General features: G+C 70.6%; 10 protein-coding genes. 9 read left to right on the forward strand and 1 reads right to left on the reverse strand.

Features of this window, described 5'->3' with window-relative positions:
* Positions 1–272: 272 nt before the first annotated feature.
* The 4 genes from ABZ646_RS26300 to ABZ646_RS26315 all read left to right on the forward strand — a co-directional run bounded on the left by ABZ646_RS26300 (position 273) and on the right by ABZ646_RS26315 (position 4,338).
* The gene (locus ABZ646_RS26300) at positions 273–1,358 is read left to right on the forward strand and encodes an S-(hydroxymethyl)mycothiol dehydrogenase (RefSeq protein WP_360523617.1); all 1,086 of its coding nucleotides are present in this window, start codon (positions 273–275) and stop codon (positions 1,356–1,358) included.
* A 271-nt stretch (positions 1,359–1,629) separates the two neighbouring features.
* Complete coding sequence (locus ABZ646_RS26305) at positions 1,630–1,992, forward strand: bifunctional 3-phenylpropionate/cinnamic acid dioxygenase ferredoxin subunit (protein WP_360523620.1); 363 nt, start codon at positions 1,630–1,632, stop codon at positions 1,990–1,992.
* Positions 1,989–3,152, forward strand: coding sequence for an FAD-dependent oxidoreductase (locus tag ABZ646_RS26310; protein ID WP_360523623.1), 1,164 nt, complete (start codon positions 1,989–1,991; stop codon positions 3,150–3,152). Before ABZ646_RS26305 ends, ABZ646_RS26310 begins: the two co-directional genes overlap by 4 nt.
* A 52-nt stretch (positions 3,153–3,204) precedes the next feature.
* A complete protein-coding gene (locus ABZ646_RS26315; protein WP_360523626.1) occupies positions 3,205–4,338 on the forward strand; it encodes an aromatic ring-hydroxylating dioxygenase subunit alpha in 1,134 nt (377 codons plus the stop codon).
* Positions 4,339–4,398: 60 nt separating this feature from the next.
* On the opposite strand, the gene ABZ646_RS26320 is transcribed toward ABZ646_RS26315, so the two are convergent.
* Positions 4,399–5,199: an IclR family transcriptional regulator gene (locus ABZ646_RS26320; protein WP_360523630.1), complete on the reverse strand. Its 801-nt coding sequence runs from the start codon at positions 5,197–5,199 to the stop codon at positions 4,399–4,401.
* A 150-nt stretch (positions 5,200–5,349) separates the two neighbouring features.
* Here ABZ646_RS26320 and betA point away from each other — a divergent pair, with 150 nt between their 5' ends.
* From betA to ABZ646_RS26345, 5 genes are all read left to right on the forward strand, one after another.
* Positions 5,350–7,020 (forward strand): choline dehydrogenase, encoded by a 1,671-nt coding sequence (gene betA / locus ABZ646_RS26325; RefSeq protein ID WP_360523633.1) that lies wholly within the window; start codon positions 5,350–5,352, stop codon positions 7,018–7,020.
* A 165-nt stretch (positions 7,021–7,185) separates the two neighbouring features.
* Positions 7,186–8,655, forward strand: a complete 1,470-nt coding sequence (locus ABZ646_RS26330) for an aldehyde dehydrogenase family protein (protein WP_360523636.1) — start codon at positions 7,186–7,188, stop codon at positions 8,653–8,655.
* A 19-nt stretch (positions 8,656–8,674) separates the two neighbouring features.
* Entirely contained in the window at positions 8,675–9,766 is a 1,092-nt protein-coding gene (locus ABZ646_RS26335; RefSeq protein WP_360523639.1) for a glycine betaine/L-proline ABC transporter ATP-binding protein, read from the forward strand.
* Positions 9,766–11,742 carry an ABC transporter permease subunit gene (locus ABZ646_RS26340; RefSeq protein ID WP_360523642.1) on the forward strand — a complete coding sequence of 659 codons (1,977 nt, stop codon included), beginning with the start codon at positions 9,766–9,768 and terminating at the stop codon, positions 11,740–11,742. The genes ABZ646_RS26335 and ABZ646_RS26340 overlap by 1 nt, the downstream gene beginning before the upstream one ends.
* A 13-nt stretch (positions 11,743–11,755) precedes the next feature.
* Positions 11,756–12,721 carry an ABC transporter substrate-binding protein gene (locus tag ABZ646_RS26345; protein ID WP_360523645.1) on the forward strand — a complete coding sequence of 322 codons (966 nt, stop codon included), beginning with the start codon at positions 11,756–11,758 and terminating at the stop codon, positions 12,719–12,721.
* The last annotated feature ends 63 nt before the right edge of the window (positions 12,722–12,784 follow it).

Genomic DNA, 12,784 nt, shown 5'->3' on the forward strand with positions numbered 1-12,784 from the left:
AAGACGGACGCGTTCCTGGTGGTGGTCCGCGCCCCGGACGAGGACTGACCCGCTCGGCGACGCTCGGCGCGACTGCCGCCGGGTGACCGGGCCGGCCACCACGGCCGGCCCGGTCACCCGGCGGCAGTCGTCTTCGGATCCGGACGGCGCGACGAATTCTTGACCGGCGTCTCGGGCTCCGCGATGCTGTGTTGCGAACCGCGAGATGTGTGCCGTGATAGGCAACATGCGTTCGGCGGCGTCTCGCCAGCTCTGCGAGCCGAGGAGTGGCCATGTCCCAGCAGGTCCGTGGTGTCGTCGCGCGGGGCAAGGGCGCCCCTGTCAGCCTGGAGACCATCGTCGTGCCCGACCCCGGCCCGGGGGAGGCGCTGGTCAAGGTCGAGGCGTGCGGCGTCTGTCATACCGATCTGCACTACCGCGAGGGCGGGATCGGCGACGACTTCCCGTTCCTGCTGGGACACGAGGCCGCGGGGGTCGTGGAGGCGGTCGGCGACGGCGTCACCGACGTCGCACCCGGTGACTTCGTCATCCTCAACTGGCGGGCCGTGTGCGGTCAGTGCCGGGCCTGTCTGCGGGGGCGGCCGTGGTACTGCTTCGACACGCACAACGCCGAGCAGCGGATGACGCTCGCCGACGGCACGGAACTCGCCCCCGCCCTCGGGATCGGTGCCTTCGCCGAGAAGACGTTGGTGGCGGCCGGACAGTGCACCAAGGTCGACCGCGCCGCGTCCCCGGCCGTCGCCGGCCTGCTGGGCTGCGGGGTGATGGCGGGCATCGGCGCCGCCCTCAACACCGGCCGCGTCGGACGCGGGGACAGCGTCGCGGTGATCGGCTGCGGCGGAGTGGGTGCGGCGGCGGTGCTCGGCTCGCACCTGGCCGGTGCCGCGCGGGTGATAGCGGTGGACATCGACGACCGCAAGCTGGAGACGGCGCGGGGACTCGGCGCGACCCACACGGTCAACTCCAAGGAGGCCGACGCGGTCGAAGCGGTGCGTGAACTGACCGGTGGCTTCGGCGCGGACGTCGTGATCGAGGCGGTGGGCCGGCCGGAGACCTACCGGCAGGCCTTCTACGCCCGCGACCTGGCCGGAACCGTGGTGCTCGTCGGTGTGCCCAACCCGGAGATGAAGCTGGAGCTGCCCCTGCTGGACGTCTTCGGCCGGGGAGGCGCGCTGAAGTCGTCCTGGTACGGGGACTGCCTGCCCTCCCGTGACTTCCCGATGCTCATCGACCTGTACCTCCAGGGGCGGCTCGACCTCGACGCCTTCGTCACCGAGACCATCGCCCTGGACGAGGTGGAGAAGGCCTTCGGGCGCATGCACCACGGCGACGTCCTGCGCTCGGTGGTTCTCCTGTGACGGACGGCGGCGGCTGACCGCTCCCGCCACCACACGGCCCCGCCCCGGTGACGGCCCCCTCGGACGGCACCGGGCGGGGCCGTCGCCGTATCCGAAGGCGCCTTCGTCTGCCCAGGTCAGGGCCGGTTTTCCGGATGCCTCGGCGAACCCTGGGGAATGCCGGGGCGGCCCGCGTGAACCGGGGCGTGAACTCCTTGACAACGCTTCGGAACCGCCCCCACACTGGCGTTGCGCTAACCGCAATCCGTTCCGCTATACGCACCGAGGTGTCATGATGATTCCCGCGTGCCGTCTCGAGGATCTGCCGCGAGGCGAGGCCCACCGGCTCGACATCGACCCGCCCGTGTCGGTGTTCCACACCGACGACGGCGAGCTCTTCGCCATCGACGACACCTGCACCCACCAGGACGCCTCGCTGGCCGACGGCTGGCTGGAGGGCTGTGAGGTGGAATGCCCCCTGCACGCCTCGAAGTTCGACCTGCGCACCGGTGCCGTGGACGCGCCCCCGGCCAAACTCCCGGTCCGCACCCACGAGATCGTGCTCGAGGACGGAATGATCCACGTGCGGCTGTCCACCGACGCGCCCAACCTGCCGCCCTGCATCAGCGCCCGCCTGGCCGGAGGAACCGCGTGAGAACCGTGGCCGTGGTGGGCGCCTCGCTGGCCGGACTGTCGGCCGCGCGCTCGCTGCGGCAGCGGGGGTACGACGGCCGGCTGGTCATGATCGGCGACGAACCCCACCGCCCCTACGACCGGCCGCCGTTGTCCAAGGAGTTCCTGGCCGGCACCGTCGGCGAGGCGGACCTGGCGCTGGAGCGGGACGACGAGGAACTGCACGCCGAGTGGCTGCTCGGGGCCCGCGCCGTCGGACTCGACCGCACCACGCGGACGATCGGGCTCGCCGACGGCCGGGAGGTCCGCGCCGACGGCGTGGTCGTCGCGACCGGCGCGAGCGCCCGCACCCTGCCGGGCACCGACGGCCTCGCCGGGGTCCATTCGCTGCGCACCCTCGACGACGCCCGCGCCCTGCGGGCCGACCTTGCCCGGGGCGGCCGTCTCGTGGTGATCGGCGGCGGCTTCGTCGGCGCCGAGGTCGCCTCCACCGCGTACGCCCTCGGCCTCGACGTCACCGTGATCGAGGCGGCGCCGACGCCGCTGGCCGGACCGCTGGGCCCGGCCATGGGCGCGGTCGTCTCCGCCCTGCACGCGGACCACGGGGTGCGGCTGCTGTGCGGGGTGGGCGTCAAGGGGCTCGGCGGCGAGCACCGGGTGGAGTCCGTCCTGCTGGAGGACGGGCGCGGTGTGCCCGCCGACACCGTCGTCGTCGGTGTGGGGGCGCGCCCCGCGGTCGACTGGCTCGAGGGCTCCGGCATCGCGCTCGACAACGGCGTGAAGTGCGGCGCCGACGGGCGCACCAGCCTGGCCGGGGTGGTCGCGGTCGGCGACTGCGCCAACTGGTACGACCCGGGCACCGGCGGCCACCGCAGGGTCGAGCACTGGACCGGCGCACTCGAACGGCCGGCCGCCGCCGTCGCCACGCTGCTCGCCCACGGCGCGACCGAGCCGGGGGTGCCCAAACCCCCGTACTTCTGGTCCGACCAGTACGGCGTGAAGATCCAGTTCGTCGGGCACGCCGCCGGAGCCGACAGCGTGACGGTCGAGGAGGGCTCCACCGACGACCGCAGCTTCCTCGCCGTCTACCGGCGGGCGGGCCGCCCGGTCGCCGTGCTCGGCATGAACCAGCCGCGGCTCTTCACTCGCGCCCGCAAGCAGTTCGGCACCGCCGCGTCCTGACCCGGCGACCGCGCCACCCCATCGATCCGCGACGTTCTCCGAGGAGTGCACCGTGACCTCGACCAGCCTGCCGGACAGCCTGATCGCCACCCTCCCCGGCTCCGCCTACACGGACCCCGGGATCTTCGCCCAGGAACAGGAGCGCATCTTCGAGACGATGTGGTTCTGCGTCGCCCGCGCCGCCGACCTGCCGAAGCCCGGCGCCTTCCGCACCGTCGAGGTGGGCCGCGAGTCCATCCTCGTCACCCGGGCCAGGGACCGGTCGATCCGTGCCTACTTCAACGTCTGCCGGCACCGCGGGGCCCGAGTCTGCACCGAGGAGTCCGGCGAGGTCAGGCGCGCCTTCCAGTGCCCCTACCACGCCTGGACCTACGACCTCGACGGCAAGCTGGTCGCGGCCCCCAACCTCACCAAGATGCCGGACGTCGGCCGCACCGAGTACGGCCTGGTCCCGGTGGCGGTGCGGGAATGGCTCGGCTACGTGTGGGTGTGCCTCGCGGAGGACCCGCCCGCCTTCGAGGAGGACGTGATCGGTGCCGTCGTCGAGCGGCTCGGTGACGTCGAGTCGATCGAGCGCTACGACGTCGACAACCTGTCGGTGGGCCGGCGGATCGTCTACGACGTGAAGGCCAACTGGAAGCTCATCATCGAGAACTTCATGGAGTGCTACCACTGCGCCACCATCCACCCCGAACTCACCGAGGTGCTGCCCGAGTTCGCCGACGGCTACGCGGCGCAGTACTACGTCGGCCACGGCGCCGAGTTCGGCACGGACGTCCAGGGGTTCACCGTGGACGGTTCCGAGGGGCTCGACCGCATCCCCGGCGTCTCCGAGGACCAGGACCGGCGCTACTACGCGATCACCGTCAAACCGCAGGTGTTCATCAACCTGGTGCCCGACCACGTGATCTTCCACCGGATGTACCCGGTCGCCGTCGACCGGACGGTCGTGGAGTGCGACTGGCTCTATCTCCCGCACGTCGTGGCGAGCGGCAAGGACGTCAGCCGGTCGGTGGAGCTCTTCGACCGGGTCAACCGCCAGGACTTCGACGCCTGCGAACGGACCCAGCCCGGGATGGGCTCACGGATGTACGCCAAGGGAGGTGTGCTGGTCCCCAGCGAGCACCACATCGGCGCGTTCCACGACTGGGTGCAGGAGCGGCTCGGCACGGCGCGGCAGCGGTGACGCCCGCGGGCCCGCGCGAGGAGCTGAACGCGGGCCCTGCTGCGGTCGTCCTGCGGGCGCTCAGCCCAGGTACCCCATGCGGTGGCTGATCTCCTCGGCGCCCTTGACCAGCACCGGAGCCAGCTCGTGCATCCGCTCCTCGGTGAACCGGTAGGACGGCCCGGAGGCGCTGATGGACGCGATGACCCGGCCCTCACGGTCCCGGATCGGCGCGGCCATGGCGTGCAGCCCGATCTCCAGCTCCTCCAGCGTCCAGGCGTAACCGCGCTCCCGGGCGTCGGCGAGGTTCTTCTCCAGCTTCGCCTTCGAGGAGATGGTGTGCGGGGTCACCTTCTTCAGCCCGGCGTCCGCGACCAGCGCGGCCCGCTCCTTGGCGGGCAGGTGGGCCAGCATGATCTTGCCGCTGGAGGTGGCGTGCAGGGGGGTGAGCTGGCCGACCCAGTTGTGCGCGCTGACCGCGGCCGTACCGCGCACCTGGTACAGGTTGATCGCGTACTGCTCCTGCATCACCGCGAGGTTGACCGTCTCGCCGATCTCCTCGGCCAGCCGCTCGCACACCTGCCGGCCCTGCTGGGTGACGTCGATACGGCCCGTGACGGCCCCCGCCAGGCGTACGATGCCGAAGCCGAGCGCGTACTTGCCCCGCTCGCCCGCCTGCTCCACGAGACCGCGCGCCTCCAGGGCGCCCAGCAGACGGAACGCGGTCGACTTGTGAACATCGATCTCGGCGGCGACCTCGCTCACGCCTGCCTCGCCGCGCTGAGCCAGGATCTCCAGGACGCTGATGGCGCGGTCCACGGACTGCACGCCGCCGCCGTTGGATGAGCCGTTCGTTTCGGTGTCCGGACTGTAGTTGCTCATGGCGGAACTATACGCGCAGTAAACAACGCGACCCAAGTAACGCGGTGTGAACAAAGATCTTACAAGTTGCGTTGTTCGCAACCTGGTGCGTATAGCGCTACCCGTACTAGCATTCCGCGCACATCGACGGCGCGAGCGAGACGAGGCACCATGGCTCCCTTGCAGTACGACTTCGTCATCGTCGGCGGCGGATCGGCCGGCAGCGCGCTGGCCAACCGGCTCTCGGCGGACCCCGGCAACCGGGTGCTCGTCCTCGAGGCGGGCCGCCCCGACTACCCGTGGGACGTGTTCATCCACATGCCCGCCGCGCTGACCTACCCCATCGGCAGCCGCTTCTACGACTGGAAGTACGAGTCCGAGCCCGAGCCCCACATGGGCGGCCGCCGGATCTACCACGCCCGCGGCAAGGTGCTGGGCGGCTCCAGCAGCATCAACGGCATGATCTTCCAGCGCGGCAACCCCATGGACTACGAGCGCTGGGCCGCCGACCCCGGCATGGAGACCTGGGACTACGCCCACTGCCTGCCGTACTTCCGCCGGATGGAGAACTGCCTGGCGGCCGACCCGGACGACGAGTTCCGCGGCCACGACGGCCCCCTCGTGCTGGAGCGCGGCCCGGCCACCAACCCGCTCTTCACCGCGTTCCTCAAGGCGACCGAGGAAGCGGGGTACGCGCCCACCGACGACGTCAACGGCTACCGGCAGGAGGGCTTCGCCAAGTTCGACCGCAACGTCCACCGGGGCCGGCGCCTGTCGGCGTCCAAGGCGTACCTCAAGCCCGCCAGGAAACGCCCCAACCTCACCGTGAAGACCCGCGCCCTGGTCACCCGCGTCCTCTTCGAGGGCAAGAAGGCCGTCGGTGTCGAGTACCGGCGCGGCAGGGGCGCCCTCCAGCAGGTCCACGCCAAGGAGGTCATCCTCTGCGGCGGCGCGATCAACTCCCCGCAACTGCTCCAGCTGTCCGGCATCGGCAACGCCCAGGAACTGCGCGCCCTCGGCATCGACGTTGTGCACGACCTGCCGGGCGTCGGCGAGAACCTCCAGGACCACCTGGAGGTGTACATCCAGTACGCCTGCAAGCAGCCCGTCTCCGTCCAGCCGTACCTGGCGAAGTGGCGCGCCCCCTTCATCGGCCTGCAGTGGCTCTTCCGCAAGGGGCCGGCCGCCACCAACCACTTCGAGGCCGGCGGCTTCTGCCGCAGCAACGACGACGTGGACTACCCCAACCTGATGTTCCACTTCCTGCCCATCGCGGTCCGCTACGACGGCTCGGTGCCGGCCGGCGGCCACGGCTACCAGGTCCACGTCGGGCCCATGTACTCCGACGCCCTCGGCTCGGTGAAGATCAGGAGCAGGGATCCGCGCGAACACCCGGCGCTGCACTTCAACTACCTCTCCACCGAACAGGACCGGCGCGAGTGGGTGGAGGCGGTCCGGGTCGCCCGCGACCTGCTCAGCCGGCCCGCCCTCGCTCCCTACAACGACGGCGAGATCTCACCCGGCCCGTCCGTGGCGACCGACGAGGAGATCCTCGCCTGGGTCGCCAAGGACGGCGAGACGGCGCTGCATCCCTCCTGCACGTGCAAGATGGGCACCGACGACATGTCCGTCGTCGACCCGACGAGTATGCGGGTGCACGGCGTGGACGGGCTGCGGGTGGTGGACGCCTCGGTGATGCCGTACGTCACCAACGGCAACATCTACGCGCCGGTGATGATGATCGCCGAGAAGGCGGCCGACCTCATCCTCGGCAAGGAGCCGCTCGCGCCGTCGAAGGCCGCGTACTACCGGCATCGCGACGCCCAGAAGCAGGCCGGGTAGCCGCTGGGCGCCGTCGCGCGGCCGTGCGGCGGCGTGCCCTTTTCGCGGCCGAATCGGGATACGCGGACCCCTTGACGTTCGTCGGCCTGTTCGGCCAGGGTGTTCCACCACAAGCAATCCAATGCACAATACGCAACGCTAAGTTCGGGCTCGAAGGGCGCGGCCGTGGCAGATCTGTACGTGGACGGTGAATGGCGCGGCGCGGTGGCCGGCGGCCACCGGGAGATCCGTTGCCCGGCGGACGGCACCCTCGTCGCCACGGTCTCGGAGGCCACCCGCCCCGACACCGAGGCCGCGATCACCGCGGCCCGGCGCGCTTTCGACGAGGGACCCTGGCCGCGCACCGCCGAACGGGAACGCGGCGCCCTGCTGCTGCGCACCGCGGGCATCATCGAGCGGGACGCGAAGGACTTCGCCCGCGCCGAGTCCCTGGACACCGGCAAGCGCCTGGTGGAGAGCGAGTACGACATCGCCGACGTCGTCTCCTGCTTCCGCTACTACGGCGGCATCGCCGGGACGAACGCGGGCCGGGTGGTCGACACCGGCCGGGACGACGCGCTCAGCCGGGTCACCTACGAGCCCGTCGGCGTCTGCGCGCTGATCACTCCCTGGAACTACCCGCTGCTGCAGGCCTCCTGGAAGGTCGCCCCGGCCCTGCTCGCGGGCAACACGATCGTCCTCAAGCCGAGCGAGCTCACCCCCTCCACCTCCATCCTGCTGATGAAGGCCCTGGCGGAGGCGGGACTCCCGGCCGGCGCCGCCAACCTCGTCCTGGGCGCCGGCCCCGAAGCCGGCGCACCGCTGGCCGAGCACCCGGACGTCGACATGGTGTCCTTCACCGGCGGACTGCACACGGGCCGGCACCTCATGGCCACCGCCGCCGCCACCGTGAAGAAGGTGGCCCTCGAACTCGGCGGCAAGAACCCCAACGTGGTCTTCGCCGACGCCGACTTCGACACCGCCGTGGACTTCGCGCTCACCGCCGTCTTCCTGCACTCCGGGCAGGTCTGCTCGGCCGGCGCCCGGCTGATCGTAGAGGACTCGGTCCATGACGCCTTCGTGGACGAGGTGGTGCGCCGGGCCCGGCTGATCCGCCTCGGCGGCCCCTTCGACCCCGAGGCCGAGACCGGGGCGCTGATCTCCGCACAGCACCGCGAGAAGGTCGAGGCGTACGTGGCCGCCGGGCTCGCCGAGGGCGCCGTACTGCGCTGCGGGGGCGCCCGACCCGACGACCCCGCGCTCGCGGACGGCCACTACTACCCGCCCACCGTCCTCGACGAGTGCCGGCAGGACATGCGGGTGGTGCACGAGGAGTCCTTCGGGCCCGTGCTCACGGTCGAGCGCTTCCACGACGAGGACGACGCCGTCCGCATCGCCAACGACACGGAGTACGGCCTCGCCGGAGCCGTCTGGACCCAGGACGCGGGCAAAGCCCAGCGGGTCGCCCGGCGGCTGCGCCACGGCACCGTGTGGATCAACGACTACCACCCCTACGTGCCGCAAGCGGAATGGGGTGGGTTCGGGCATTCGGGCGTGGGCCGTGAGCTGGGACCGACCGGCCTGGAGGAGTACCGGGAGCCCAAGCATGTCTGGCAGAACATCCAACCCCGGCCGCAGCACTGGTTCCGCGGCTGACGCCGAAAAGAGGCCGATCATGACCCCAGCCCAGACCGAGGTGTCGCAGCGGCGCGGCACGTCCCAGGACCCCCGGGATCGCACCCCGGTCATCTCCGTGCGCCGGCTGTGGAAGGTGTTCGGTCCGAAGGCCGACGAGATACCGGGCTCCGAGGAGTTGTGCGGGCTCACCCGCCGCGAACTCATGGACCGCACCGGCTGCACCGCCGCCGTCCGGGACGTGAACTTCGAGGTGTCGAACGGCGAGGTCTTCGTCGTGATGGGCCTGTCCGGGTCCGGCAAGTCCACGCTCGTGCGATGTCTGACCCGGCTGATCGAACCCACCGCGGGCGAGGTCGTCTTCGAGGGCGAGGACATCCGGGGCGCCGACGCCCGACGCCTGCGCGAGCTGCGGCGCAGCAAGTTCTCCATGGTCTTCCAGCACTTCGGTCTGCTGCCGCACCGCAAGGTCGTGGACAACGTGGCCTTCGGCCTGGAGATCCGGGGCATGAGCAGGGCCGAGCGGATGAAGCGGGCCATGGAGACGGTCGAACTCGTGGGGCTGGCCGGCTACGAGAACTCCTACCCCGACCAGCTCTCGGGCGGCATGCAGCAGCGCGTCGGCCTCGCCCGCGCCCTGGCCGGCGACCCGGACGTGCTCTTCTTCGACGAGCCGTTCTCCGCGCTCGACCCGCTGATCCGGCGTGACATGCAGAGCGAGGTCATCCGCCTGCACCACGAGGTCGGCAAGACCATGGTCTTCATCACCCACGACCTCGCCGAGGCGCTGAAGCTGGGCGACCGCATCCTGATCATGCGGGACGGCAAGATGGTCCAGTGCGGCACCGGGGACGAACTGGTGGGCGCACCGGCCGACGACTACGTACGGGACTTCGTGAAGGACGTGCCGCGCGGTGACGTCCTCACCCTGCGCTGGATCATGCGGCCCGCCGAGCCCGACGACGCCCTGGACGGGCCCGAGCTGGGACCGGACGTCGTGGTGCGCGAGGCCACCCGGGCGGTGCTCGCCGCCGAGAAACCGGTCAAGGTCGTCGAGCACGGCAAGCTGCTCGGCATCGTCGGCGACGAGGAGATCCTGTCCGTCGTCGCCGGGCAGGACGGCGGCGCCTGATGGCCGCCGTCGCCGACGCGACCGCACCGGTCGCCTCGATACGGCGGAAGGTCAGCCGCCCCCTGGTGGTGGCGGCGATCCTCGTGGTGTGGCTGCTGCTCTTCGCCGTGTTCCGGGGCCGGCAGACCCTCACCCTGGCCGCCGCCGACCTCACCGGTCTGCACCGCTGGCTCAACGACGTCAACGACAGCATCGGCGCCAACCGCAACTCCAACCCGGTCTTCCTCTACTTCTTCAACGAGATCCGCCTCGTCATCGACAACCTGGTCACCTTCGTCCAGTCGCTGATCTCCCAGCCCACCGGTTCCCGTCCGGTCCCGCAGATCGGCTGGCTCGGGGTGGTCGGACTCGCCGGCTACGTCTCCTGGGCCGTCGGGAACTGGCGGGTGGCGCTGCTGGCCGTGGCCGGATTCACCTTCTTCGGGCTGCAGGGCCTGTGGCAGGAGAGCATGGACACCCTGGCGCTGACCCTGTCCGCGGTGCTCGTCGCCCTGCTCATCGGTATCCCGCTGGGCGTCTGGGCCGGGCTCTCCGACCGGTTCAACCGGGTCATGACGCCGTTCCTGGACTTCATGCAGACGATGCCGACCTTCGTCTACCTCGCTCCGCTGACCCTGATCTTCCTCATCGGCGGGGCGTCCGCCGTGATCACCACCGTGATCTACGCGGCGCCGCCCGCCATCCGCATCACCGCGCATGCCATCCGGTCCGTCCCCGAGACCACCGTCGAGGCGGCCGACTCGCTCGGCACCACCCGCACGCAGCAGCTGGTGAAGGTGCTGCTGCCGATGTCGAAGCGCACCGTGGTGATGGGCGTCAACCAGACCATCATGGCCGCCCTGGCCATGGTGACCATCGCGGCCCTGATCGACGCGCCCGGCCTCGGCAAGACCGTCGTCCAGGCCCTGCAGTCCCTCGACGTCGGCACCGCGTTCAACGCCGGCCTCGCCATCGTCGTCATGGCGATCGTGCTGGACCGGGTCACCACGGCCGCCGCCGCCCGTACCGAGGCCCGCCGCACCGGCGGCGACCGCTTGCTCAGGTGGCGCCGCCCGCTGCTGGGGGCGGGCGGGATCGCGGCCCTCGTCCTGGTCTACCTCTCCCACACCTACGTCTGGGCGGCCGAGTTCCCCGGTGACGGCACCGTGGGCAGCCACATCGCGAGCGCCGCCGACACCACGACCGGCTGGCTCCAGGACCATGTCTCCGGCCTGACCAACGCGCTGCGCGACACCCTCACCAACGGTCTGCTCAACCCCTTCCAGACGCTGCTCACCGACTCCCCGTGGTGGCTGGTCGGGGCCGTCCTCGTCGCGCTCGGGGCACTGCTCGGCGGCCGGTGGGCGGCGGTGACGGCCGCGGTGTGCGTGGGGCTGCTGGTCGGCACGGGGCTGTGGTCGGACAGCATGACCACCCTCGCCTCGACCGCCGTGGCCACCGTCCTGGTGATGCTGCTCGGCGCGGTCTTCGGCGTGTGGATGGGCCGCAGCACCCTGGTCGACCGGCTGATCCGGCCCACTCTGGACGCGGCCCAGGTCATGCCGCCGTTCGTCTACCTGGTGCCGTTCCTGGCGCTCTTCGGCGCCACCCGCTTCACGGCGATCGTCGCGGCCGTCGTCTACGCGGCACCCGTCGCCATCAAGATCATCGCGGACGGCGTGCGGACCGTCCCGGAGGCCACCGTGGAGGCGGCCACCTCGGCCGGGTGCAACACCTGGCAGATCATCACCAAGGTCCAGCTGCCGATGGCACGCGGCGCCCTGACCCTCGCGACCAACCAGGGCCTCATCTACGTGCTGTCGATGGTTGTGGTGGGCGGCCTGGTGGGGGCGGGCGCCCTCGGCTACGACGTCGTGGCCGGTTTCTCGCAGGGTGAGCTGTACGGCAAGGGGCTGGCGGCGGGGCTCGCCATCGTACTGCTCGGAGTCATGTTCGACCGGATCACTCAGGCTGCGGCACGACGCACCCGGGCATAAGGAGCACTACACCATGGCACAACACTGGCGAGCCGGCGCGGCCGGCCTGGCCGTCCTCGGCCTCACCCTCACGGCCTGCGGCGGCGCGAAGGTCGGCGACAGCAGCTCGGCCGGCTCGACGTCCTCGGGCGGCAAGTGCGGCACCTTCAACCTGGCCGTCAACCCCTGGGTCGGCTACGAGGCGGACGCGGCGGTCGTCGCCTACGTCGCGCAGCACGACCTCGGCTGCACTGTCAACAAGAAGGACCTCAAGGAGGAGATCGCCTGGCAGGGTTTCGGGACCGGTGAGGTCGACGCGGTCCTGGAGAACTGGGGTCACGACGACCTGAAGAAGAAGTACATCACCGGGCAGAAGACGGCCGTCGAGGCCGGCTCCACCGGCAACAAGGGGATCATCGGCTGGTTCGTGCCGCCGTGGCTGGCCAAGGCACACCCGGACATCACGAACTGGGAGAACCTGAACAAGTACGCCGCGAACTTCAAGACGTCCGAGTCGGGCGGCAAGGGCCAGCTCCTCGACGGCGACCCGTCCTACGTGACCAACGACGCCGCCCTCGTGACGAATCTGAAGCTGGACTTCAAGGTGGTGTACGCGGGCAGCGAGACCGCCCTCATCCAGGCCTACCGGACGGCCGAGAAGAACAAGCAGTGGCTGATCGGCTACTTCTACGAACCGCAGTGGTTCCTGTCCGAGGTGCCGCTGGTGAAGGTGAACCTGCCGAAGTACACGACGGGTTGCGACGCCGACGCGGCGAAGGTCGCCTGCGACTACCCCGTCTACGACCTGGACAAGATCGTCAGTGCGGGCTTCGCTAAGTCGGGCAGTCCTGCCTACAAGCTCGTGAAGAACTTCCGCTGGACCAACGACGACCAGAACACCGTGGCCAAGTACATCGCCGTGGACAAGTTGTCGGACGACGCGGCGGCGAAGAAGTGGGTCGACGCCAACCCCGAGAAGGTCAAGGCCTGGCTGAAGTAGACCGGGTCGCGAAGAAGCTGGTCCAGGACGCCCGGCGGGCGGTGCGCGGCTGTGCGCGCCGCC

The sequence above is a fragment of the Streptomyces sp. NPDC007162 genome, assembly GCF_040634175.1.
Lineage (GTDB): Bacteria > Actinomycetota > Actinomycetes > Streptomycetales > Streptomycetaceae > Streptomyces.